Origin of the sequence: Aliishimia ponticola (assembly GCF_004803475.1) — a bacterium.
In the GTDB taxonomy this organism is placed as follows: domain Bacteria; phylum Pseudomonadota; class Alphaproteobacteria; order Rhodobacterales; family Rhodobacteraceae; genus Aliishimia; species Aliishimia ponticola.
This window is the reverse complement of sequence record NZ_SRKY01000002.1, coordinates 787,796-812,206: the sequence shown is the minus strand read 5'-3', so window position 1 is coordinate 812,206 and position 24,411 is coordinate 787,796. Positions and strand designations below refer to the sequence as shown.

21 protein-coding genes are annotated in these 24,411 nt (G+C 60.7%); 7 read left to right on the top strand and 14 right to left on the bottom strand.

The genetic code is table 11. The features are described 5' to 3' along the window. Nucleotide 1: 1 nt before the first annotated feature. Genes E4Z66_RS10265 through E4Z66_RS10245 form a run of 5 tightly spaced genes read right to left on the bottom strand, consistent with a single transcriptional unit; the run spans nt 2 to nt 5,197 of the window. The gene (locus E4Z66_RS10265; protein ID WP_136462892.1) at nt 2–853 is read right to left on the bottom strand and encodes a crotonase/enoyl-CoA hydratase family protein; all 852 of its coding nucleotides are present in this window, start codon (nt 851–853) and stop codon (nt 2–4) included. Beyond that, a complete protein-coding gene (locus E4Z66_RS10260; RefSeq protein ID WP_136462891.1) occupies nt 853–2,184 on the bottom strand; it encodes an acyl-CoA dehydrogenase family protein in 1,332 nt (443 codons plus the stop codon). The genes E4Z66_RS10265 and E4Z66_RS10260 overlap by 1 nt, the downstream gene beginning before the upstream one ends. 45 nt (nt 2,185–2,229) lie before the next feature. Next, nucleotides 2,230–2,622, bottom strand: coding sequence for a DUF6285 domain-containing protein (locus E4Z66_RS10255; RefSeq protein ID WP_136462890.1), 393 nt, complete (start codon nt 2,620–2,622; stop codon nt 2,230–2,232). Beyond that, the gene (locus E4Z66_RS10250; protein ID WP_168797771.1) at nt 2,622–3,599 is read right to left on the bottom strand and encodes a phosphotransferase family protein; all 978 of its coding nucleotides are present in this window, start codon (nt 3,597–3,599) and stop codon (nt 2,622–2,624) included. The genes E4Z66_RS10255 and E4Z66_RS10250 overlap by 1 nt, the downstream gene beginning before the upstream one ends. 29 nt (nt 3,600–3,628) lie before the next feature. Then, nucleotides 3,629–5,197: a long-chain-fatty-acid--CoA ligase gene (locus E4Z66_RS10245; protein WP_136462889.1), complete on the bottom strand. Its 1,569-nt coding sequence runs from the start codon at nt 5,195–5,197 to the stop codon at nt 3,629–3,631. Between the two features lie 399 nt (nt 5,198–5,596). On the opposite strand from E4Z66_RS10245, the gene E4Z66_RS10240 reads away from it, so the two are divergent. Further along, nucleotides 5,597–6,241 (top strand): TetR family transcriptional regulator, encoded by a 645-nt coding sequence (locus E4Z66_RS10240; RefSeq protein WP_136462888.1) that lies wholly within the window; start codon nt 5,597–5,599, stop codon nt 6,239–6,241. Between the two features lie 53 nt (nt 6,242–6,294). Here E4Z66_RS10240 and E4Z66_RS10235 read toward each other — a convergent pair whose 3' ends face one another. The 6 genes from E4Z66_RS10235 to E4Z66_RS10210 form a co-directional block, all read right to left on the bottom strand. Next, entirely contained in the window at nt 6,295–7,428 is a 1,134-nt protein-coding gene (locus E4Z66_RS10235; RefSeq protein WP_136462887.1) for an acyl-CoA dehydrogenase family protein, read from the bottom strand. A 12-nt stretch (nt 7,429–7,440) separates the two neighbouring features. Beyond that, a complete protein-coding gene (locus tag E4Z66_RS10230) occupies nt 7,441–8,646 on the bottom strand; it encodes an acyl-CoA dehydrogenase family protein (protein WP_136462886.1) in 1,206 nt (401 codons plus the stop codon). Nucleotides 8,647–8,668: 22 nt separating this feature from the next. Beyond that, entirely contained in the window at nt 8,669–9,427 is a 759-nt protein-coding gene (locus tag E4Z66_RS10225; protein ID WP_136462885.1) for an enoyl-CoA hydratase/isomerase family protein, read from the bottom strand. Between the two features lie 48 nt (nt 9,428–9,475). Continuing rightward, nucleotides 9,476–10,585 (bottom strand): NAD(P)H-dependent flavin oxidoreductase, encoded by a 1,110-nt coding sequence (locus E4Z66_RS10220; RefSeq protein WP_281276216.1) that lies wholly within the window; start codon nt 10,583–10,585, stop codon nt 9,476–9,478. Next, nucleotides 10,506–11,696, bottom strand: coding sequence for an acyl-CoA dehydrogenase family protein (locus tag E4Z66_RS10215; protein ID WP_246035961.1), 1,191 nt, complete (start codon nt 11,694–11,696; stop codon nt 10,506–10,508). The genes E4Z66_RS10220 and E4Z66_RS10215 overlap by 80 nt, the downstream gene beginning before the upstream one ends. Nucleotides 11,697–11,767: 71 nt before the next feature. After that, nucleotides 11,768–13,294, bottom strand: coding sequence for an acyl-CoA synthetase (locus E4Z66_RS10210; RefSeq protein WP_136462884.1), 1,527 nt, complete (start codon nt 13,292–13,294; stop codon nt 11,768–11,770). Nucleotides 13,295–13,625: 331 nt separating this feature from the next. Between E4Z66_RS10210 and E4Z66_RS10205 the strand changes: the two genes are divergently transcribed. Both E4Z66_RS10205 and E4Z66_RS10200 read left to right on the top strand, forming a co-directional pair. After that, nucleotides 13,626–13,940 carry a putative quinol monooxygenase gene (locus E4Z66_RS10205; RefSeq protein WP_136462883.1) on the top strand — a complete coding sequence of 105 codons (315 nt, stop codon included), beginning with the start codon at nt 13,626–13,628 and terminating at the stop codon, nt 13,938–13,940. A gap of 155 nt (nt 13,941–14,095) precedes the next feature. Beyond that, complete coding sequence (locus E4Z66_RS10200; RefSeq protein WP_136462882.1) at nt 14,096–14,779, top strand: TetR/AcrR family transcriptional regulator; 684 nt, start codon at nt 14,096–14,098, stop codon at nt 14,777–14,779. Nucleotides 14,780–14,918: 139 nt separating this feature from the next. Here the strand turns inward: E4Z66_RS10200 and E4Z66_RS10195 are convergent, their stop codons facing one another. Then, on the bottom strand, nt 14,919–16,277 hold the full coding sequence (locus E4Z66_RS10195) for a formimidoylglutamate deiminase (protein WP_136462881.1): 1,359 nt from the start codon (nt 16,275–16,277) through the stop codon (nt 14,919–14,921). An 83-nt stretch (nt 16,278–16,360) separates the two neighbouring features. Here E4Z66_RS10195 and hutI point away from each other — a divergent pair, with 83 nt between their 5' ends. From hutI to hutU, 4 genes are read left to right on the top strand one after another with little or no spacing between them, the layout of a single operon-like run. Then, complete coding sequence (gene hutI, locus E4Z66_RS10190; RefSeq protein ID WP_136462880.1) at nt 16,361–17,572, top strand: imidazolonepropionase; 1,212 nt, start codon at nt 16,361–16,363, stop codon at nt 17,570–17,572. After that, the gene (gene hutH, locus E4Z66_RS10185) at nt 17,569–19,107 is read left to right on the top strand and encodes a histidine ammonia-lyase (RefSeq protein ID WP_136462879.1); all 1,539 of its coding nucleotides are present in this window, start codon (nt 17,569–17,571) and stop codon (nt 19,105–19,107) included. The genes hutI and hutH overlap by 4 nt, the downstream gene beginning before the upstream one ends. Further along, nucleotides 19,104–19,904 carry an N-formylglutamate deformylase gene (gene hutG / locus E4Z66_RS10180; protein ID WP_136462878.1) on the top strand — a complete coding sequence of 267 codons (801 nt, stop codon included), beginning with the start codon at nt 19,104–19,106 and terminating at the stop codon, nt 19,902–19,904. The genes hutH and hutG overlap by 4 nt, the downstream gene beginning before the upstream one ends. Then, nucleotides 19,901–21,568, top strand: a complete 1,668-nt coding sequence (hutU, locus tag E4Z66_RS10175) for a urocanate hydratase (RefSeq protein ID WP_136462877.1) — start codon at nt 19,901–19,903, stop codon at nt 21,566–21,568. The genes hutG and hutU overlap by 4 nt, the downstream gene beginning before the upstream one ends. A gap of 411 nt (nt 21,569–21,979) precedes the next feature. Here the strand turns inward: hutU and E4Z66_RS10170 are convergent, their stop codons facing one another. Further along, nucleotides 21,980–23,299, bottom strand: coding sequence for an MFS transporter (locus E4Z66_RS10170; protein WP_136462876.1), 1,320 nt, complete (start codon nt 23,297–23,299; stop codon nt 21,980–21,982). Between the two features lie 232 nt (nt 23,300–23,531). After that, nucleotides 23,532–24,230 (bottom strand): lipoyl protein ligase domain-containing protein, encoded by a 699-nt coding sequence (locus tag E4Z66_RS10165; RefSeq protein WP_136462875.1) that lies wholly within the window; start codon nt 24,228–24,230, stop codon nt 23,532–23,534. Between the last annotated feature and the right edge of the window lie 181 nt (nt 24,231–24,411).

Here is a 24,411-nt window from a genome sequence, read left to right as displayed (position 1 = left end):
GTCATTGCCATTTCGGCGCAGACCAATCGGGGAAGATGTCAGGCAAATCGGTGCTTACCCTGTCGGGAAAAACCGCAGGGCGTTTCTCCATGAAGCTACGCACGCCCTCTGCGGCATCGTCCGACGCAGTACGCAATTCGATCGCAAGACTGTCAACGCGGTGCGCTTCCATTGGGTGGTCGGCCCCCAGCATCCGCCACATCATCTGGCGCGTCAGCGCGACGGAAACGGGCGCGCTATTGGCGCTGATCTCCTCGGCCAATTCCTGCGCGGCCCCCAACAGATCAGCGGGCTTGTGAACCGAGCGGACCAATCCAGCGGAAAGCGCTTCTTGGGCATCAAAGATCCGGCCCGTTGCGCTCCACTCCATCGCTTTCGAGATTCCGACCACGCGCGGCAGAAACCAGGAGGAACAGGCCTCTGGCACAATGCCACGGCGACCGAACACGAAACCGAACTTGGCATCCTCGGAGGCCAGCCGCATATCCATCGGCAATTGCATGGTGGCGCCGACACCGACCGCAGCCCCATTGACGGCCGCGATCACGGGTTTGAGGCTGTCAAAGATGCGCAAGGTCAACAGGCCGCCGCCATCGCGCACTGTGGCCTCGCCTAGCTTGCGGTTTTCCACATCCACAAAGCCGCTGGTCCCGCCGGAAATATCCGCACCGGCACAAAATGCCCTGCCCGCCCCCGTCACCACAACGGCGCGCACAGCGTCATCCTTGTCCGCGACATCGAAGGCGTCGATAAGCTCCTGCATCATCTCAATCGTGAAAGCGTTCAACTTTTCGGGCCGGTCGAGGGTGAGCGTCATGATCCCACCGGTGACGTCCGTGCGCACAACAGCCATCAGCTTTCTCCCGCCAGGGGCGCGGCGACGCTGCGCGGGGCCGGGTCGGGAATGTTGCCGCGTCGCGGGCCAAGATAGCCGAACAGCCATGCGCCCACCTTGCGCATTTGAATCTCTTCCGCGCCTTCAGTGATGCGGTAGCGGCGATGGTGGCGATAGATATGTTCGAACGGTTTGTGCCGGGAATATCCAATGCCGCCATGAATTTGCATCGCGCGGTCTGCAGCCTCGCAGCACAGACGATTGGCCTGATAGTTGCACATGCTCACCTTGTCAGAGAGTTTCTTGGCAACCTCGGGATGCGGCATGCGGTCCATCTCCCATGCCGTTTTGCGAATGAGCTGACGGAGCATTTCTGCCTGCGTCGCCAGTTCGACCAAGGGGAACTGGATCGCCTGATTGGCTGCCAGCTCTTTCCCGAAGGGTTTGCGCGCACGGGCATACCGCACGGATTCCTCGATGCAATATACCGCAGCGCCCAGCGAACTGGCGGCCTGCCGAATACGGTTTTCATGCACAAAGGCCTGCGCCAGCGCCAACCCGCCGCCCTCTGGCCCGAACATCAGATCATCCGGCACCCAGACATTGCTGAAACTGATCCGGGGGTGATCAGTCGGCATGTTGAAGGTCCAAAGATACTCTTCGATCTCCAATCCCGGTGTCTGGGCGGGAACCAGAAACGCGGTGATCCCGTCAGCCGCACCATCCGCGCCCGACGTGCGCGCGAAGGTCACGCAATGGGTCGCGGTGTGCATCCCCGTCGTCCACATCTTTTCGCCGTCAATGCGCCAGCCGGATACGCCATCGCGCGTCTCGCGCACCGCGCGCGTTTCCATATGCGTTGCATCCGATCCATGCGCTTCCTCGGTCAGGCCGAACGCCATGCGTATGTCGCCATTCAGCGCGCCGGAAATGAATTTCCGTTTTTGCCCCTCCGTCCCGAAATCGCGCAGCATGACGATCACCGGGAAGTTGCCAACCACGGAATGTTCAGACTGCAAGTCATTGAAAAGCCCCAGCCCCTTGGCGGCCATATGCTCACGCACAACGGCCATCGCCAGGTTGCCTCCATCCTGCCCGCCGAATTCAGCAGGCAGGGAAAACCGGTAGAACCCGGCCTTATCCGCGCGCTTAACCGCTTCGGCCATCAGGGCCTCCCATTCGGGTCGGGGCAGGCCACCATTTTCGAAATCAGTGCGCGCATATTCGCGGCGATGGTCGAAAAACCGCTCGTTATCGTCCTGGGCCTGCAACGGTACGATTTCCGCTTCGATGAAGGCGTCAAGGCGCGTCAGCAGATCGGTAATGTCAGGTGGAAGATCGAAGTTCATTTTGCGTTTCCCATGTTACGATTGGCGGCGGTCGAGGATGGTCTGCTAGGGCATCCCTTTCCTGCGCTGTGCCAATGCCCGCAGGCGCGCGGCTGCGGAAAACTCCGGTTGGTCGATGTCGATCTTGGCCAGTGTTGTTGTGATCAGCAGGTCCGGCAGACCCGGAGTCGAGAGATCCGTTTCGCCGCTTTCGATCTGAGCACAAAGGCGTGAGGTCAGCGCCTGCACGCCCCCCGCTTCGCCCACGAGGTCCGACAGCATCTGGATCTCATCCCCTTCGGACGGTTGCGCGGCAATCTGGCGCCGCACGAGGTCAACCGCACCGGCCGCGACCTTTGCCTCGAACCGCGCATGCGCGGGCAACGCCGCCGCAGCGGTGCCCCGCAGCCATTCAGAGACTGCCGCCAAGATTGCATCAGGTGTCGGATGGTCCTGCATCACGCGGCCCCTTCCAGCAGATCAAGCAGCAATATCGCCTCTGTTTCCGAAGCGCGGCGGGCGATCACATGCCGCTCCACGCTGGTGTCTGTCCCGTGGCGCACCCAAGCGCCCATTTCTTCGATGATGACGCCCCACCGCAACGCCGACAGGATTTCCCACCACCGCACAGCCGCCGGATCGACAGGCGTGCCACCTGCCGCTTCATACCCAGCGAACAAATCCTCGCGACGCCCCAAGCCGCCAACAGGATCGTCATTTCCAAAGCGCCAGCTTTCCATACACAGCCATCCCATATCCGCAGCGGGATCACCGATATGCGCCAGTTCCCAATCCAGAACACCGCGGAGACCTTCCGGCCCAAGCATCAGATTTCCCATACGAAAATCTCCATGCACCAAGGTCCAGGGCCGCGGCGCCGGCGCATGTTCAGCCAGCCAGCGTAAGGCGAACGAAAAGACCGGGCGCGCGTCGCCAACAGCACGATGTCTCGCAGCAAGATCGGCAAGCACCTCTTGAGGGGACTGGGTTGGGATGGGCAGGCCCGCTGGGTCGGTCTGGTGGATTTTGGCCAGAATGCTACCTGCCTGATTGGCAAATTTGGTGCGCGCCGGGGCAAAGCAGGGGTCTCGCAACAGGCGGCTTGGCAGCGCCTCCCCCTCGATCTGCGCCATGATGAAGCCGGTTCCGATACCGTCTTGCGGCATCAATTCATGCACGATGCGGGGCGCAGGCACGCCAGCGTCAACCGCGCGCCGGATCACTGCGGCCTCCGCTGCCATGCCGATGCCCGAGCCACCCGAACGCGCGGCGTCGGGGGCACGGCGCAAGATCAGGCGCTGCCCCTGCCCGCCGTCAATCCGGAAAGACCACGTCTCTTGACTGGCACCGCCCGACAGCCTGCGCAAATCCTGAATGCCTCGCGCCGCAGGATCAAGGACGGACAACAGCCGCGCCAATCCTTCCTCCAAGGCCATCTGGTGCTGTGAGATGCCTTGCGCCGCGATCAATTCACTTGCCGCTCGCGGCCCTCCCAATGAGGCGCGCGAAGGTCACGTTTCAGAAGCTTGCCAGATGCGTTGCGCGGCATCACGTCGATGACGTCAATTGCTTTGGGACATTTGAACGCCGCAAGCTTTCCGCGCATCCAGTTCAGCACTTCTGTTTCGTCGAGGGTCGCATCTGGCTTCAGGGTGACAACCGCCCTCACCGCCTCGCCCCATTTCGCGTCGGGTACGCCGATCACGGCGGCTTCGCGAATGGCGGGATGTGCGTAAAGCGCGCTTTCGACCTCTGCAGGATAGACATTCTCACCGCCCGAAATGATCATGTCCTTGATGCGGTCATGGATATACAGATACCCGTCTTCATCAAGATAACCGGCGTCGCCGGACAGCAGCCATCCATCGTCACGCAGGGTTTTTGCCGTCGCTTCCGGGTTCTTCCAATATCCCAGCATATTCGCCGGAGCCCGGACCGCCACTTCGCCAATTTCCCCGGTTTTGACGGGCTTTCCAGCCGGATCGAACACCGCAATTTCGCACCCCATGGCAGGGCGTCCGGCGCTGCGCATCCGCGCCGATCCCTCTGTCGAGTGATCCTCCGGCGGCAGAATTGCGATAGTGCCCGTCGTTTCGGTCATGCCGTAACACTGGACGAACTTGCAGCCGATCACCTCGATCGCCTCTTGCAAGAGGGGCAAGGGCATCGGCGCGGCACCATACATCACCGTCTGGATGCATGAGAAATCCACATCTGCAGCATTTGGGTGCTGGATGACGATTTGCAGGGCCGCAGGCACGACGAATATCTTTGAAACCCGCTCTCTATGGATCGCATCCAACGCCCCAGCAGGGTCAAACTCTCGCTGAATGACGCTGGTACAGGCATTTACAAAAGAAATGATCCAGAACCCTATGCCGCCGATATGGGCCAGCGGCATTGCGATAAGCCCGATGTCGTCGTCGTCCCAATGGTCATAGATGTGCTTTACCGGCAAGGAATCCAATTTGGGCTGGAGCAAATTGCCGTGGCTGATCAGTACGGCCTTGGGCACACCCGTGGTCCCGGACGTGAACAGCACCAAAGCCGGATCGCTGCTGGATGACCGATCACTGAAAGGAACAGCCGGCTGCGCATCGCGCCAGGCCTCGAAAGTGGGCCAAGGGCCATCGCCGCCTTCCATTGCCAAGATCTGGATATTCGGCAGCGCCTCGGCAATCTCCCCGACCGCAGCAGTGAATTCCGGGCCAAAGAACAAGATGTCTGGCGGATATTGCCGCAGAATTTCGATGATTTCAGCTGGCGCAAGACGCCAATTCAAAGGCGCGAACTTCCCACCCGATCGGGTCGTCCCCACGAAAATCTCAAACACGTGGTCGCAGTTCTTGCCCAGATACGCGACCACTTTCGCCGAACTTGCATCCAAGGCGCTGGCGACCTGATCCACGTGGCGATCAAACTCTGCAAAAGTTGTGTCGCGCCCTTCGAAGCGGTTGCATATCTTGTCAGGCACCCGCTGTGCGGCGCTCCTTGATACGGCACTCATCGTGCTCATCGCTTCTGGATCAATCATTTTACCTCCTCCTGATGCTGTCGCGGCTTCCGCTGATCGACATGCTGCCGGGCCCGAGACCATGGCGCCCGCCGACGCAAAGCAGAACCGCCCTTCCAGCGTGATGTGGCGGGCCGCCTCCTAACCCGAACCACGTCACTCCCATAATTTAACTAATCAGTTAGTTTAGACCTGTAAAGAAATAATTGCGCAGTTAACTCGCATTGTTGACTGCGCGAGACTTTGCGAGATACTGGTGGCCTATATCGCGCTTCGACGGCCTTGGACTCCAGCCTGCACTACAGGCTCGGATGGAGTGCAAAACCAGCGGTAGAACTGGCACACCATGAGGACGAAAAATCAGTGACAATGAGATCGCCAACACTTAAGACGTCCACACCCACAGGAGTTAGTTGAGCAATGAATTCAAAGGCAGCCGCAGCTACCGCCCCCGTCGAAGAGCGTGCCTCAACGAGGGATGATTTGCTGACCGCCGCAAGCGAACTCATGTGCGAACGCGATACCTTGTCGGTGCCAATCATCGATATCGCGGCCAAAGCCGGTGTGAATTCTGCTTTGGTGAAATACTATTTTGGCAACAAGAGTGGCTTGATGCGGGCGCTTCTCCACCGGGATCTGGCCGAGGCGGTCACCCAACTTGAAGCATTGGTCGAGATGGACATGCGCCCGACAGCCAAGATGCGGTATCACCTTTCCGGCCTGATCAACATGTACTTCAAGTATCCGTATTTGCAGCGGCTGTTGACCACGACGATGCGTGACGAGACCGAAGAAGTCAGATCGACCATGATCGAGTCGTATATCGAACCGATCCACCACGCCTACAAGCGCATGATTTCCGACGGCGTGGCGGCAGGAGAGTTCCAACCCGTCGACTACAAGTTTTTCTACTTCATTGTCATTGGCGCATGCGATCAGATTTTTTCGTCGCGAGACGTGCTGAAATACATGCATGGGGTCGATCGGATCGATGACAACATACGCCGTTCCTACACGGAACAGATGATCGCGGTCATCCTGGGCGGCCTGACCGCACGCACCTGACACGGCATCCCTAGACCGCAGTGATAAAACGCTCCGCCCCTTACATGACGGGGTCAAGCATTGGCAGCGGCGAGAGATTGGCCAACCGACCGGAAATGGTATTCGCTGTCACCAAACATCGCATTGATTGTCAGGATGCGCTTTTGAAAGTGGCCGATACTGATCTCATCGGTCATCCCGACACCACCATGCGTCTGAATCGCGGCCTCGCCAATTTGGCGGCCTAGCGTGCCAGTTTGCCCTTTCAGGACAGAGATATCCTGTGCGCTTGCGCGTCCTGCATCCATCAACGCGGTTGTGTACAGTAGATTCGACCGAGCCTTCACATAGGCGATCTTCATATCTGCCAAACGGTGCGAGATCGTCTGAAACGTCGCAATTGGCGCGCCGAACTGCTTCCGGGTCGACGCATAATCGCTTGTCAGTCGAAGCAGCGCGCCCATAGCGCCAACCGCTTCGGCGCAAAGCGCCACGATGGCTTTGGAAATCACTTCCTCAAGGGCATCATGCGCTTCGGTAACAAGTCTGCTTTCGAGGGGCAGATGAACCTCGCTAAAGGCGATATGCGCAGCATGACGCCCGTCAATCGTGACAAAGGGCGTGATGCTGACCCCTTCTTGTTTGGGATTGACCATAAAGACAGACAGCCCCTCCGTGTCCCCGACACCGCCGCGCGCCCTTGCCGACACAACAAGAACATCAGCCTGGGCACCGCCAAGAACCAACCGCTTTTCACCGTTGAGGGTAAAGCCATTCTGACCCTCGGATGCGGCCAGGGAAACAAGGGCCGGGTTCACGGTCCCTTTGCCCTCTTCATGAGCGAAAGCCGCCGTCTGGTCACCGGCAATGACATTGGCCAAAAGCGCCTGCGCAGAAGGATGATCAGAAAGCGCCAGACACTGGCCCGCCAACAAGATCGAAGAAACATAGGGTTCTATCAGCAGATGTGCCCCAAAAGGTTCAGCCACTGCGACGATATCCGCCATCGAACCGCCAAACCCGCCGAGTTCTTCTGCGAAGGGCAGGCCCAGGATTCCCATCTTGGCAAGCGCCTGCCAGATGTCGGACGACCATGGGCGACCAGAGTCCAGCAGCTTTTGACGCGCCTCGAAATCATAGCTTCGATCCAAAAGGCGCGTCACGCTCTCTTGCAACATCTTCTGTTCATCGGTTTGGGAAAAATTCATCTGCATGACCTTTCAGGCGACCTGCAAGCTACGTGCGATCAAGTTGCGTTGAACCTCATTCGTACCTGCGTAGATCGTGGTCGCGCGGCTGTTCAGATAAAGCGGCATTGCGATCAGATCCAATTCGCTCCCCAGCGGGTCTTCCCCTGCCCCCACGGTCAGCGCATCAAGCTGCATGGACAGACCTTCCAGCTGCGCGACCCGCGTCATCATGACTGACACGCGCTGGATCAACTCTGAGTTCATGGTCTTGGCGATGGAAGGCAATGCGGGGTCAGCGGCCAACTCGTGTCCGCTCATGATCAGCCGCTCGAAATGAGAGAGCGTCACGACATCCGCATGCAGCGCGCCCAAGTCGCGTTGAAACACCGGATCATCGGCCAGAGTGCCACCAAAGGGTGACGTTTCCGCGCGCGCCGCTTCAACAATCCGTGTCAGATACCGCATCAGAACAGGACTGTTGGCCGACCCGTTGCGTTCATGTTTCAGCAGGTGTTTCGCAACGCTCCACCCTTCGTTTTCGGCCCCGACCCGGCCGGATTGCGGCACGCGGACGTTGTCGAAAAACACCTCACAAAATTCCGCATTGCCATCCAAGCCCTTGATCGGGCGAATATCCATGCCGGGAAAGTCGGTTCTGTCCAGCAGCAGGAACGTGATGCCCTGCTGCTTTTTGCCTTCGCTGCTGGTGCGGACCAACATGAACATCCGGTTCGATTTGTGGGCGAACGTCGTCCATATCTTGCTGCCGTTGATGATGTAATCCTCGCCATCCGCAACCGCGCTACATTGCAGAGATGCCAGATCGGACCCGGAGTTTGGTTCGGAATACCCTTGCGTCCAGTAATCCTCGCCCGACAAGATCCGGAGCAGGTATTTGGCCTTCTGCTCTTCCGTGCCCAAGTCGATCAGCAACGGCCCCACCATTTTGAGTGAGTTCGGCAGCAAGGGGGGCAAATCCCGCTTGCGGTATTCCTCTTCAAAAATGGTCCGCTGTTCGGCAGACCATCCCGTACCGCCGTATTCTTGCGGCCAATCGGGCGCGGCCCAGCCCTTTTCGTTCAGAATGGCCTGCCAAGCGGCCCCTTGCTCAAAGGGCGGGAACGCGCTCGTGGTTTTACGCCCGGCTTCCCGGATCGCGTCTGTGGGCGCCGTATCCAGAAACGCCGCCACCTCGTCCCGGAACGCGACTAAATCCGCATTGATCTGGGTATTCATTCCGCAATCCTCCCCCGATTACTCAGTTCGAAACCCGGGTCATCTGTTTGTTGGTGAAGGCCGCAATCCGTTCCGCCATATCCGGTCCAATGCCTGCGGTCTCCATCACCTCCCACTGCAATCCGGCATCCAGCGGGCGCATATCCGTCGCGTCCAGCAACTGCTTGTTCGCGGCATGGGAAAATGGAGAGTTCGCGATGATGCGGGCAACCAGATCTTCGATCTCGGGTTCGAAGGCGTCAGCAGGAACCGCATATTCGGCAAGTCCGATCCGCACCGCCTCTTTGGCGTCGATCATGTCCGCCGTGAACATCAACCGTTTCGCTGTCGCGATGCCTACGCGCCGGGGCAGCCGCTGGCTCATCCCCCAGACGGGGGTCAAGGCCCATTTGGCGTGTGTATCCCCGAAACGGGCCGTATCGGCCGCGATGATGAAATCAGCGGCCAGCGCAACTTCGAGCGCGCCAGTGTAGCAATGCCCATGCACCGCCGCGACCACCGGCTTTGGCAGTTTCTCCATCAAGCGCAAGGTTTCGGAATGCCAGCCTTCGGACGGCACGTCCTCGCCTTCGGCAATATCGCCAAGGTCATGGCCCGCCGAAAAACACTTGCCCGCCCCGCGCAGCACAACGCATTGGATCGCGTCGTCACCCCGCAGGTCAAGAATGTGTTGGCGCAACTCCTTGAACAGCGCGACGGTCAGCGAATTCAACTTGTCGGGCCTGTTCAATGTCAGAACAGTCCAGCCATCTTTATCTTCACGCAGCACCAGATCAGCCATCGCGCATCCCCCACCTTACCCTAAATCGACCGGCCCAAGCGGCGGCCGTTACGCGACCAATCGCGCCAGCCGGGTCGAGATTATGGCTTCCGCCTCAGCCACGATGCGCGACACCAGTGCCTCGCATGTCGGAATGTCAGTGATCAGCCCTTGGACCTGCCCCGCCCAGATCAGCCCTCTGTCCAGTTCACCCGACATCAATGCCTCATGCCCCTTGGCGCCTGACACATAGGGTTGCACATCGCGGAATTCCGCCCCCGGCTTCGATCCGATTTCGACCACCATGTCAGAGACCGAATTCTTGGCGACACGTCCGGTGTTCTTGAAACCACGGAAAATCAGGTTGGTGTCCCGTTCGGTATTCGTCACCAGAAACTGTTTCACGCGCTCATGGATCGGTGCCTCGACCGTGGCGCAAAAGCGCGTCCCCATGTTGATCCCATCGGCGCCCAAGGCCAGTGCGGCCGCCAGCCCACGCCCATCGCCAAAGCCACCGGATGCCAGCAATGGTACTTGGATTTGATCCGCAGCGGCAGGGATGAGAACCAGACCCGGCACATCATCCTCACCTGGGTGGCCCGCACATTCGAACCCGTCGATAGAGATGATATCCACCCCCATCTTCACTGCCGAGACACCATGACGAACCGAGGTGCATTTGTGCAAAACCGTAATGCCATGCGCCTTGAAGTCCTCCACATGTTCTTGAGGCCGCCCGCCTGCGGTCTCTACGATTTTGACGCCGCTTTCGATAATCGCACGGCGGTAGTCGCTATAGGGCGGCGGGTTCACAGACGGCAGCACGGTCAGGTTCACGCCGAACGGCTTGTCCGTCATGGTTTTGCAGCGGGCAATCTCTGCGGCCAGTGCGTCAGGTGTCGGTTGGGTCAACGCCGTAAGAATGCCCAGCCCCCCGGCATTTGAGACCGCCGATGCCATCTCGGCCGTGCCGACCCACATCATTCCGCCCTGTACAATCGGGGTGTCGATCCCCAGCATTTCGGTGACCCGCGTATGTAGAGCCATTAGAATATCTCCGCTGATGTGATGTGTGATTTCAGGCTGAAGCAGACATGCCTCATGCGCCGTTTGCCTTTTTCCAGTCCCGCTTGACCTTCTTCGCCAGCGACCATTTGTGGACTTCGGTCGGGCCGTCATAGATCCTGAACGCCCGTATCTCGCGGAAAACCTGTTCGACGATGGTGTCGGCCGTCACGCCTTGCCCGCCCATCACCTGCACGCACCGGTCGGCAACACGCATCAGTGCTTCGGAAACGGCCACCTTCGTCATCGAGCTTTCGACCGTGCCAAGCACGCCGGTATCCAGCACGTCCGCGCACCAATAGACCATCTGTTCGGCTTGCTTCAGATCGATCATGTTCTCGGCCAGCATGAAGCCGACGCCTTCGTGATCGACCAACGGCTTGCCAAAGGCCATGCGGCGGTTGGCGTAATCGCTCGCGATCTCGTTCGCGCGGATCGCCGCGCCAAGCCACCGCATACAATGGGTCAGACGCGCAGGTGACAGCCGCACCTGAGCATAGCGGAAACCCTCGCCACTTTCGCCCAGCATCTGGCTGGCAGGCACCCTCAAGTTGTCGATGTTTATGACCGAATGTCCGCCGATCATGGAATTGTCGATCGTGTCGAGCACCCTTTCGATCCGGATCGCGGGATCGGGCAGATCGACCAGAAACATGCAGGCCCCGTCTTCGGACTTGGCCATAACGATACCCAGCCCCGCACCATCGGCCCCCGTGATCAGCGTCTTGCGGCCATTGATGACCCAGTGGTTCCCATCCATCCTGCAGGTCGTCTGCATCATCATTGGGTCTGACCCGGCGCCGCCCTCTTCCGCAGGCTCCGTCATGAAAAAGGCAGAGCGCATTCTGCCCTCGACCATCGGCGTCAAAAACCGCTCTTTCATCTCGGGAGAGCCAACCTGACCCAAAAGATACATGTTGCCTTCGTCAGGGGCGCCTACATTGCACGCGACCGGTCCAAGCGGGGAAAGACCCGACCGTATCAACACACATGCGGTTTCGAGATGACAGAGATGCGTGCCGTCCTCAAGAATATGGGGCGTCATCACGCCGGCCTTTCGGGCCGCTTCCTTCATCTCATCACCAAGCACCTCTGTCGGGCCGTGGCTGTTGCGGCGATCATCTTTTTCATAGGGAATGATCTGCTCACGCACGAAGGTTTCCACCCGGCCGGCGATTTGCACAGCCCGTTCGGACATTCGGCTATTATCAAGGGAAAAAGTCATGTTGGTGTCCAGTTCATGTCATCACGGCAATCGGTGTCGATGCCTGCTTGTCAGCCGCCCAAACCGGCGGCTCAGTTCCAGTATTCGTCCTTGAGCTTGCGCTTGGTAAGTTTGCCCGTTGGGGTGCGCGGCAACTCTTCACGAAAGTCGATACTCTTCGGCGCCTTGATACGAGACAGACGTGCGCGGCAGAATTCCATCAATTCCTCCGCCTTTGCGGGCCCAGGGTCAATTCCGTCCACAAGCTGAACGACGGCTTTCACCTCTTCGCCCATTTCCTCGTTGGGAACGCCAAACACCGCGACATCTGCAACGTCTGGGTGGCACGCGAGCAGATCTTCCGTTTCCTGCGGGTAGATATTCACACCGCCGGAAATGATCGTGTAAGACGCCCGATCCGTGAGAAACAGGAACCCTTCCGCGTTCACATATCCCACATCCCCCAGCGTTGAGCAGCCGGGGCGCAAATACGCCTTGGCGGTTTTCTCCGGGTCGGCGCGATAGGAAAAGTCGATACCGCTGTCGAAATAGACATCGCCGATCTCTCCAACGGGAAGCGGTTTTCCGTCCTTGTCGACCACCAGAATCTCACCGATCAGCGATCGCCCCACAGTGCCGGGGTATTTCAGCCAATCCTCAGAGGTTGAAACGGTAACGCCATTGGCCTCCGAACCCGCGTAATATTCGATCAGGATCGGGCCGACCCAATCCAGCATTTGCCTCTTGATCTCTTGCGGGCACGGGGCCGCCGCATGGAAAATCACCTTTAGCGAGGAAAGATCACAGGCTTCTCGTTCAGCGCGGGGCAGACGGAGCATTCGCACGAACATTGTGGGCACGACTTGGGTATGCGTCACCCGGTGCTTTTCGATCAGCTGCAGCATTTGACCGGCGTCAAACTGCTCCATGATGATTGACTTGCCGCCCAGCATGACGGCCATCATCGATGTGCGCAACGGGGCCGCATGATACAGCGGGGCCGGCGACAGATAGATACTTTGATCGTCCATATTCGCCATCGTTTCGCACAGCACCGTCATTAACGGCGGGATCACTGTATCGATGGGCTGGCGGGTGAATTCGCGCACGACGCCCTTTGGCCGCCCTGTGGTGCCGGACGAATATAGCAGATCAGCGCCCACTGTCTCATCCGCGACCGGAATTGTGGGCATAGACCGTTCAAAAGCGTTCCAATCTTGTTCAGCACCCTCAGCGCCCCCGCTGACAAAGATCCGAACATCCGGGCAAGCCGTTTGGATCGCAGGCAAAAATTCTGAGAATGTCGAGGACACCACCAAAACTTTCGCCGCGCAGTCGCCGACGATGTAGCTGATCTCATCTGCGGTCAGATGACAGCTGATGGCGGTGTAGAACAATCCCGACCGCTGCGCCGCCCAGGTCAGAACCACGAAATCCAGACAGTTTTCAAAGAGCAGCGCGATGTTTTCGCCCGGCCCCACGCCCAGCTTTCGAAACCCGTGCGCTGCCTGATTGGAGCGGCTGTCAAGCTCTCCAAACGTGAGGGTTTCGCCACTGCTTGCCATTTCATAGGCAATTCTCTCGGGTGCGATTTTCGCGGTGTGGGACGGGTGTTTCACGAGGCCACCGCGCCGCGGCCCGGATCAAGAAGCGCCCCGCCCTCGACAGGCATCTCGGCATTTCGCTGGCTGCTGTGAACCATAATCCCCTCCCAAGGCAAGGCACTCTATCCGGCTAGGGAATCCTCCAACAACACCCCGGCTGACGCGATATTTACGCGATGCTTAATTTTATTTCAAGCAATGCTTTACTTTTCTCGTAAAGTTGCAATTCTCCCATCAAGGCATGGAGGAGCCTACCGCACGCAATCGCGCCCAGCAGGGCGCATCCGCGCATCAGCTTTTCTTGACCCCGAGACTTGAACCTGACCAAAAACGGAGGACACCACCCATGTCCGTCATCCACGTTATCGCCGTGATCACGGCCCAGCCGGGCCAACGCGCAAACCTTCTGGAACTGTTCAACAAGAACGCCGCAACGGTACGCACTGAAAAGGGCTGCATCGCTTACGAAGCCACGATCGACACCGAAAACGCAGGCCCGATGCAAACGGAATTCGGGCCGGATACATTTGTCGTCGTTGAGCAGTGGGAAAGCATGCAGGCGCTCGGCGCACATGCAGTTGCGCCGCATATGAAGGAATATAGCGCGCAATCCAAAGCTATGGTTGCGGGGAGCAAGATTCACATTCTGTCACCGGCATAGCGTTCATGGCATAGGCACGCGGGGAGCCGAAACGCCTCCCGCGACGAAAACGCCCTGCTGCGCGCCGGTTCGACGCGAAATAGCCCGCCAACCCTTTTTCTCGGCCGCGCTTTGTTGATATTTCTACCAGCACAGACCGCTCAAGAGGCAAGCACATGGATGAAAGTGGCAATCTTAGAAAAGGTGAGCGGACACGCAATCGTTTGAAAGAGGCCGCGCTGAAGCTGTTTGCTGAGAACGGCGTCGAAAACGTATCGATCCGAGACATCCAGCTTGCGGCAGGACAAAAGACAAACGGTTCGATCACCTATCACTTTTCTTCCCGCGACGCCCTGATCCGCGAACTGGTTCAAGACGTGGGTAAAATCCTTGATGCTGGCAATAATCAACGACTGGACGCTCTTGAGGCCAAGGGGGGGCCGCATTCGGTCCGTGATGTGACAGAGATCATGATCCCCACTCTGCCTGAAAGCAGCGACCTGTCACCCAAGGAACAAACCTATGGTCTGCGGTTTTTCACATCGGTCATGATCAGCCGCCGCGAGCTGTTGTTTGAAGCGACCGCAGGCCAAGACCGGGGGACGAGGCGCTGTTTTGCTGCCATCCGAAATCTGGCACCTGAGATGCCGCCTGAGATCTTGCGACAGCGAATGATGCTTACACTCATGTTCGGGCTTTCCGCAGGTGCCTCCATGGAGGCGGCGGCCAAAGACCAGGACGTGTGGAAGAACCTCTGGGGGCAACCCTCCGCCCGATCCAACCTTGCAGATACAATGGCCGGGATAATTCTGGCACCGATCTCTGACGAGACACGAGAGATACTGAAAACAGCCCCCTGACACATGGGTTCGTCCGGCGTCAGGGATTTCGGGAACGATTGCAGCATGCCCCGAAAGATATTCTCGCGCACCATGATGGCGTGAACAGGCGGCGCAATTGCCGTGACGCGGTTCTGGACATCAGCATGACCTGCCCGGATCAAAGCGACCCGATCAAGTCGCGCATTGCAATGCGATAATTCGAAACGATTTCATCCCGTTCGATGTGTTTTCCCGATTGAACCGCATGGCGTCCGGCGGACCAGACATCGGTGACGACATCGTCTTTGGCCGCGAATACCAGCCCGTCCAAAACCTGATCCCGGCGCAGGGCGCAAAGCGACGGCGCGTTGCTGTCGATCGCCATCAGGTCCGCCAGCTCGCCCACCGCGATTTCCCCCGCGCCGCGCCCCAACGCCAGAGCGCCGCCCTTGGCCGCGCCTGAATAGAGGGTATCCCCGACCGATCCTTCGCCGACCACCATGACGTTGCGCGCGATATCGCGCAGACGCTGAGAGTATTCGAGCGTGCGCAACTCTTCGGTCAGCGAGATCAACACGTTTGAATCCGATCCGACGCCAAAGGCACCGCCCGCCGCCAAATAGTCCGGCCCATTAAAGGAACCGTCGCCAAGGTTCGCTTCTGTCACCGGGCACAAACCTGCAACCACACCGGACCGGGCCATGTCAGCGGTTTCCTGTACCGTCATGTGGGTCGCGTGGATCAGGCACCAGTCCGGCGACACATCCGCATTGGACAAAAGCCACTCCACCGGGCGCGCGCCGTGCCACGCCGTGATCTCAGCGACCTCTTTGGGCTGTTCCGCGATGTGAATATGCACCGGGCCAGAGGCACGCGCCGCAAGGACGGCCCTTAAATCATCGGGCGAGGTTGCCCGCAGCGAATGCGGTGCGATGCCGACCCGGCAATCCGCAGGCAGGTCCGCGACCGCAGCCTTTGCGCGCCCAACAAGTTCAAGGAAGCGGTCCACCCCATTGCCGAACCGAGCCTGCCCGACTTGCAGCGGCTGCCGCCCTGCCCCGCCATAGGTATACAGCACCGGCAAATGCGTCAGCCCGATACCCGTCCGCGCCGCCGCCGCCATGATCCGCACCGAAAGCTCACCCAGATCGTCATAGGGCGCACCGCCGGGTTGATGATGCAGGTAGTGAAACTCCCCGACGCTGGCGTAACCGGCTTCCTGCATTTCAAGAAAGACGAAAGCGGCGATAGCTTCGATCTGTTCGGGTGTTAGTGTGGCGGTGAAACGGTACATCAAATCGCGCCATGTCCAGAAGCTATCCTTCCCGGCCATGCGATATTCAGTCATGCCTGCCATCGCGCGCTGAAAGCTGTGGCTGTGCAGGTTCGCAAGCGCGGGCAACAGGGTATCGACGCGTGTGTCGGACGGCTGCGGCGCTTGATCCGTCTCAATGGCTGTGATCCGACCATCCGCCAGCGACAGGCGAACATTCGTCGCCCAGCCGGAGGGCAGCTTGGCATACGCAGCAAAAATCATCGGGCACCCTTTCGTATTATGTGTGGACATAAAACACAAATATACGTACTAGAAAAGTGAAAAGCGGACGATTGGTGACACAGATGACCGGGAAAAACACGCTATTCGTGGATATGACCGCCGCAACGATGCAGGACTCGCAGGCGGCCTACGGGTTGGTTCCCGATGCGGCCATCGCGGTTGTGGACGGTGTCATCGAATGGGTCGGACCCGCCGCAGAGCTTCCCGCGCCCCTGCACGACTTGGACCGCACCAGTCTGGGTGGCCGGCTTGTCACCCCCGGCCTGATCGATTGCCACACGCATATCGTCCATGGCGGCAACCGCGCCGCGGAATTCGAGATGCGGTTGAACGGCGCGGGCTACGAAGACGTCGCCCGCGCGGGTGGCGGCATCGTTTCGACCGTCTCTGCGACGCGCGACGCAAGCGAAGCCGACCTGCTGGCAGACGCCTTGCGCCGGGTCGACGCGCTGATCGCCGAAGGGGTCACGACCATCGAGGTCAAATCAGGCTATGGCCTTGATATCGAAACCGAGCTGCGCATGTTGCGCGTTGCCCGCGCCATGGGGAAGCACCGCGCCATCCGGGTGAAAACCACCTTTCTTGGCGCCCATGCGACCCCGGCCGAATATGCCGGGCGCGACGATGCCTATATCGACGAAATCTGCATCCCCGCCCTGCGCGCCGCCCATGCCGAAGGGCTGGTCGATGCGGTCGACGGGTTCTGCGAAGGCATCGCATTCCAGCCCGCCCAGATCGCCCGCGTGTTCGACGCGGCAAGGGAACTGGGGCTGCCGGTGAAACTGCATGCCGAACAACTCTCCAACCTTGGGGGCGCACGACTGGCCGCAAGCTATGGTGCCCTGTCTGCAGATCACATCGAGTATCTGGACGAGGCTGGCGTCAAGGCGTTGGCTGCGGCGGGTACCGTTGCGGTCCTTTTGCCCGGCGCGTTTTATACCCTGCGCGAAACGCAGGCACCGCCTATCGATGCGTTGCGCAAACATGGCGTGCCGATGGCACTGGCCACGGATATCAATCCGGGTTCCTCGCCGCTCAATTCGCTGCTTTTGACGCTGAATATGGGATGCACCCTGTTCCGTCTGACACCCGAAGAGGCGCTGCGCGGCGTGACCCGGAACGCGGCCCAAGCGCTTGGCCTGACCGATCGGGGAACCATTGCTGCCGGGATGCGCGCCGATCTCGCGGTCTGGGACATCGAACACCCTGCCGAACTTGCCTATCGCATCGGTTTCAACCCGCTTCACACCCGCATCTTCGGAGGTGCCGTATGACCACCCTGACGTTGACCCCCGGTGCCGTCACGCTGGATGATCTGGCAACGATCTATTGGGAAGAAGCCTCGGTGCGCCTTGACCCGGCCTGCCATCCCGCAATCGAACTTGCACATTCGCGCATCGCCAAGGCCGTTGCCGGAACCGATGCGGTCTATGGCGTGAATACCGGATTTGGCAAACTCGCCTCCGTCAAAATCGCGTCCAAGGACACGGCGACGCTGCAACGCAATCTGATCCTGTCGCATTGCTGCGGCGTCGGCCCTGCGATCCCGCGCCGCCATGCCCGCCTTCTGATGGCGCTCAAACTGCTCAGCCTCGGGCGCGGCGCGTCCGGCGTGAGGCTTGAGATCGTACAGTTGCTGGAAGGAATGCTGGACAAAGGCGTGACGCCGGTCATCCCCGCGCAAGGCTCTGTCGGGGCATCCGGCGATCTGGCCCCGCTGGCACATATGGCGGCTGTCATGATGGGCCATGGCGAGGCGGAGTTCGACGGCCAAGTCCTGCCCGGCGGCAAAGCGCTGGAAGCGGCGGGCCTGACAGCGGTCGCGCTTGGCCCCAAGGAAGGGCTGGCCCTGATCAATGGCACGCAGTTTTCGACCGCGTTTGCCCTCGCTGGCCTCTTCGGCGCATGGCGCGGGGCGCATTCGGCCTTGGTCACATCGGCCCTGTCCACCGACGCCATCATGGGGTCCACCGCGCCACTGCAACCCGAGATCCACACCCTGCGCGGACATCGCGGCCAGATCGAAGCGGGCGAGACCATGCGCGCGCTTCTCGCCGGGTCCGAGATTCGAGACAGCCATATCGTGGATGACGCGCGCGTTCAGGACCCCTATTGCATCCGCTGCCAGCCGCAGGTGACAGGTGCCGCGATGGACGTGCTGCGCATGGCCGCCCGCACGCTGGAGATCGAGGCGAACGCCGCCACCGATAACCCATTGGTGCTGATCGATGCGGATGTGATCGTCTCTGGCGGCAACTTCCACGCAGAGCCGGTCGGCTTTGCCGCAGACATGATCGCGCTGGCGATTGCCGAGATCGGCGCGATTGCGCAACGCCGAGTGGCGCTGATCGTCGATCCGGTGCTCAGCTTCAACCTGCCGCCCTTCCTGACGCCGAATCCGGGGCTGAACTCCGGTTACATGATCGCCGAAGTCACCACCGCCGCGCTGATGAGCGAGAACAAGCATCTGGCCACCCCCTGCGTGACCGACAGCACACCGACATCCGCCAACCAAGAGGACCACGTCAGCATGGCCGCCCATGGCGCGCGCAGGCTGGGCCCGATGATAGACAACCTCGACCGCATCCTGGGAGTTGAGCTGCTTTGCGCCGCGCAGGGGATCGATTTCCGAGCGCCGCTGGCGACCAGCGACGCATTGAAAGCTGTCGTCGCGCGGGTGCGGCAGGATGTGGCCACGCTGGGCGAGGACCGGTATCTCGCCCCCGATCTGGAACGCGCGGCTGTGATGATCTCCAACGGGGACATCATTGCCGCAGCCGGCATCGACATGCCGGAGATCGCGCCATGACACCGGTAGAAATCCATCAGGGCAACAGCCCCATCGTGCTGGGCCTGCCGCATACCGGCACCCATGTTCCGGATAACATCCGTGCACAGCTGAACGAACGGGGCCGTGGCCTTGGTGATACCGACTGGCACATTCACTCGCTGTATGAGGGGCTTCTGCCCGGTGCGACGACCGTGCGCGCGACCTTCCACCGCTATGTTATCGATGCCAATCGTGATCCGTCGGGCCAATCGCTTTATCCCGGCCAGAACACCACCGGGCTGGTGCCGCTGACCGATTTCGACGGGCAGGATATCTGGACCACTCCGCCGAGCGAGGCCGATATCGAGGCGCGGCGCGAAACCTTCCACGCGCCCTATCACGCCGCTTTGCAGGCAGAGCTGGAACGGGTGCGCGACCTGCACGGCATCGCGATCCTTTACGATTGCCATTCGATCCGGTCGCACATCCCGTTCCTGTTTGACGGCACCCTGCCCGACTTCAACATTGGCACCAATCTGGGCACCACCTGCGCGCCAGCGATCGAAGCCGCCGTACAGGAGATTTGCGCCGCCGCCGATGGCTATACATCCGTGACCAATGGCCGCTTCAAGGGCGGCTGGACCACGCGCCATTACGGCCGCCCGGCCGAGGGGCTGCATGCGATCCAGATGGAACTGGCGCAAAGCACCTACCTTGAGACAGAGGCCGCACCGTGGCGCATGGACGACGACAAGGCCGAGCGCCTGCGCGCGCATCTCACCTCCATTTTGACAACACTGGCCTCTTTGGCCCCGACAGTGAAAGGCACGACATGAGCGATCCGCGAAAGAACACCCGCGACATCTTTCCCGCCACCGGCACCGACCTGACGGCGAAAAGCTGGCTGACCGAAGCGCCTTTGCGGATGCTGATGAACAACCTGCACCCCGATGTGGCCGAAAACCCGCATGAGCTGGTGGTCTATGGCGGCATTGGCCGTGCCGCGCGGACGTGGAAAGACTTTGACATGATTGTCGCCGCGCTGCGTGATCTGGAAGACGACCAGACGCTGATGGTCCAGTCCGGCAAACCGGTGGGCGTGTTTCAGACCCACAAGGACGCGCCGCGCGTGCTGATCGCCAATTCCAACCTTGTGCCGCATTGGGCGACCTGGGACCACTTCAACGAACTCGATAAGAAGGGTCTGGCGATGTACGGCCAGATGACTGCCGGGTCGTGGATCTATATCGGCAGCCAAGGCATCGTGCAGGGCACCTATGAGACCTTTGTCGAGGCGGGGCGCCAGCATTACGGCGGCGACCTCAAAGGCAAGTGGATCCTGACCGGCGGTCTTGGCGGCATGGGCGGTGCGCAGCCCTTGGCCGCAGTGATGGCCGGGGCGTGCTGCCTCGCGGTTGAGTGCAACCCCGACAGCATCGATTTCCGTCTGCGCACGAAATATGTCGACGAAAAAGCCGAAACGCTGGACCAAGCGCTTGAGATGATCGAACGCTGGACCGCTGCAGGCGAAGCGAAATCCGTGGGCCTGCTGGGCAATGCGGCTGACATCTTCCCCGAACTGGTCAAGCGCGGCGTGCGCCCCGATATCGTGACTGACCAGACCTCTGCGCATGATCCGGTCAACGGCTATCTGCCGCAGGGCTGGACGATGGCTGAGTGGCGGGAGAAACGCGAAAGCGCGCCGAAAGAGGTCGAAAAGGCCGCCCGCGCCAGCATGAAAGTGCAGGTCAAGGCGATGGTCGATTTCCACGCGGCTGGCATTCCTACGGTCGATTATGGCAACAATATCCGCCAGATGGCGCTGGAAGAAGGGCTGGAGGATGCGTTCGACTTCCCCGGCTTCGTGCCCGCCTACATCCGCCCGCTCTTCTGCCGTGGTATCGGTCCGTTCCGTTGGGCGGCGCTCTCGGGCGACCCGCAGGACATCTACAAGACCGACGCCAAGGTGAAGGAAATCCTGTCCGACGACAGTCACCTGCACAACTGGCTGGACATGGCGCGCGAGCGGATTTCGTTCCAAGGACTGCCCGCACGGATTTGCTGGGTCGGCCTTGGCGTGCGCCACAAGCTGGGCCTCGCCTTCAATGAAATGGTACGCAATGGCGAGTTGAGCGCGCCCATCGTGATTGGCCGGGACCACCTTGATTCCGGCTCCGTCGCATCGCCCAACCGCGAGACCGAAGCGATGAAAGACGGATCGGACGCGGTGTCGGACTGGCCGCTCCTCAACGCGCTGCTGAACACCGCCTCGGGCGCGACTTGGGTATCGCTGCATCACGGAGGCGGCGTCGGCATGGGCTTTTCGCAGCATTCCGGCATGGTGATCTGCTGTGATGGGTCCGAGGACGCCGACCGCCGCATCGCGCGCGTTCTGTGGAACGATCCGGCTACAGGCGTGATGCGCCACGCCGATGCGGGGTACGAGGATGCATTGGACTGCGCCCGCGAAAATGGCCTGAACCTGCCCGGTATTCTTTGACATCAGCCTTCGCCCTGGCCCACCAGCCGGGGCGGGTGACGCCGCCCGTTGCGCCTTCGACGTCGAACACCGGATCGCCGACGCTGCCGGCAAGGTCGTCCGACAAACTCAGGTCGGCGGGACGGCTGCAATTCCCCTACCGTGTCTGTCGCGCCCAAGTTTCACGAGTACGGCAGGTCGCCTTCACGCCCCACCCCGGCCAGTTCGCGCCCCAGCTTCTTTTCGCGCCTGGAATTGACGCCAGACATGCAACCGGCCCTTTTGGCGCGCATCTTTAGGCAATCGTTAATTTGACAAACCGGCCTAGCACACAGCGCCGGAGGGCGACGCCACATTTTCCCACTTCTTGGAAATGTCGCTGCAAACGGCTTTCACCTTGTTGTACTTGCAAAGCATCATTTCCCGCGACGCTTAAAACTGAGAGCCCCATTTCGGATGCAGGTCGTCGATGACCAGAGCGTGGGAGTGTTGCCGCTGTCCGTTCAGGTGCGGATGGTCGAGTGGCAGATTGCTATGCGTATGCAGCACGCTTTCGGCCTCCTCTGCGGGCCACAGGCGCAGGGCAAGCGCGATCCCTGCCGCGCCCAGCGCCGCCAGCGCGACCATCGCAACGACCGGGCCGAACCGGGTCAAAAGCCACCCCGACAACGGATAGGTACACAGCCAACACGCATGGCTCAGGGCGAATTGTGCGGCAAAGACCGCAGGGCGGTCCTCCGGATGGGCGGAGCGGCGCAAAAGCCGCCCCGAAGGCGTCAGAACCGCCGCATAGCCCAAACCGACCAGCCCCCATGCGCCAAGCAGGACGGGCCAACTTAGTCCCAAGGCGAGGATCACCCCGGCAAACCCCAACAGCGACGCCACCATAAGGGCCCCGCCCGCCAGCATCACCGGCCTGTCAGCGATATGATCGAGCAGCCGCGGCAGGGTAAGCGCCGCAAGCATCGATCCTGCGCCGAACGCGAACATCGTCCAGGCCAGCGCGCTTTCAGGCAGGCCGAGCGCGCTGCGCACCAGCACCACGGAATTGACAAGCACCATCGCACCGGCCGCCGCCGCCGCGAGGTTCAGCGCCAAGAGGCCGCGCAGCCGGGGGGTGGCCAGATAGATGCGGATGCCGCGCGTCGTGCGATCATAGATGCCGCGCGGCTCGGTTGCCTTGGGGCTTGGCAAAATTACCGAAAAGACCAGCAAGGCCGACGCGGCGAACCCTGCGACCGTTCCGAAAAACAGGGCATTATAGCTCATCACAGCCAGCAGCAGCGCCGCAAGGGTCGGGCTGACGATGTTCTCCAGATCATAGGCCAGCCGCGACAGCGACAGCGCACGGGTGTAGCGCGCCTCATCGGGCAGAACATCGGGAATGGTCGCCTGAAAGGTCGGGGTAAATCCGGCAGAGGCCGACTGCAGCAAAAAGATCAGCACATAAACCTGCCAGACTTCCGTGACGAATGGCAGGCACAGCGCCGCCCCGGCCCGCACAAGATCGAGGCTGACGAGCAAGGCACGGCGATTCACGCGATCCGCAAAGGCACCAGCAATCGGCGCGACCCCGACATAGGCGATCATCTTGATGGTAAAGACGGTTCCCAGAACCATCGCCGCCCCCTCGCCCGCCAGATCATAGGCCAAAAGCCCAAGCGCCACGGTTGCCAGCCCGGTTCCAAGCAGCGCAATGACCTGCGCGGCAAAGAGGTTCCGATAGGTGCGATCAGTAAGCAGGTTCAGCATCGAGGGGTGCCTCTGGAAATGCGGGCAATGGCGTTCAGATCATCGCGGTCGGCGGCGCAAGAGTGGCCGCGACTTTGCCCCGGCCAATCATTCGTGACCGCGTCCGGGTCGCCCAAGGCTGTTGCCCTGAAGCTGTAGCGTGGACATGCATACGGCGTCGACATGGCCCACACCTACTCCCCCCGTGCGGTTCGGACAAGATGACCGCAATCCGCGTTTTGCACGGCGGTTTTCAGCTTGGCGCGCTCGCTTCGTCAGCGGTGGCACGCATAATTTCACGTAGCGCGGCGTCTTCAAGCGACGCAGCCACGCCAGACATCTGCTCTGCCAACGCGGGAAGCATCTCGCTCAGCGTTGTGTGGACGCCGGCCTCAATCGGTCCAAGTCCCAGGTCATGGTGAAACGCCCCAACCGCCGCCGCGCCGGTCGCAACGTCGCCATCCGTCATGATCATCGCATGGGCCAGAACGCGGCGACGCCCGCCCCCAATCGGGCGCAACCGCTGCGCGGTCCCGACCACTTTGCGCCCCGACAAGGCAAGGTTCCAGGCGCCGTCGCAAAAACTGTTGGGCGTAGCGCCGGTGGTCCAGTCTGCCGGGATCGCGTCCCGTATGATCTGTGTCAGCAGGCGATACCCGTCCTCGATCGTGAAGGTTCTGCCCGCATTGAACGCAAGGGCAAGGTTCAAGACCCCCGGCCCTTGCGGCACCGCGCCGCCGCCGGTGGGGCGCAGATACACGGGCCAGCCGCGCGCGGCAGCCTGTTGCCGGGCCGCGTCGAAACCGGGCTTGCGCCGCAGGTTCGCAGGGCACACAAGCGCGCGGCGCCGCGCCGACCAAAGACACACGGTGGCACCCTGCCCGCCGAACGCGTCGGCCTCAAGGGCAAGCCCGTCCGCCACGCCGTCCACCGCCTTCAGCGTCTCACCCATTTGCCTATCCCTTCGATTGCGGCATCGCGCTTGGTCATTAAATCGCACAAAGGGGCGCCGTCGAGGGGCCGTTGCACAAAAACCGGCGACAGGCTGGCAGTGCCGCGCCACGGACATGCACCCCGGATACCGCAGTCCGCATTATACCGAAAATCCGAATTCTGAAGCGAAATTTTCGCAG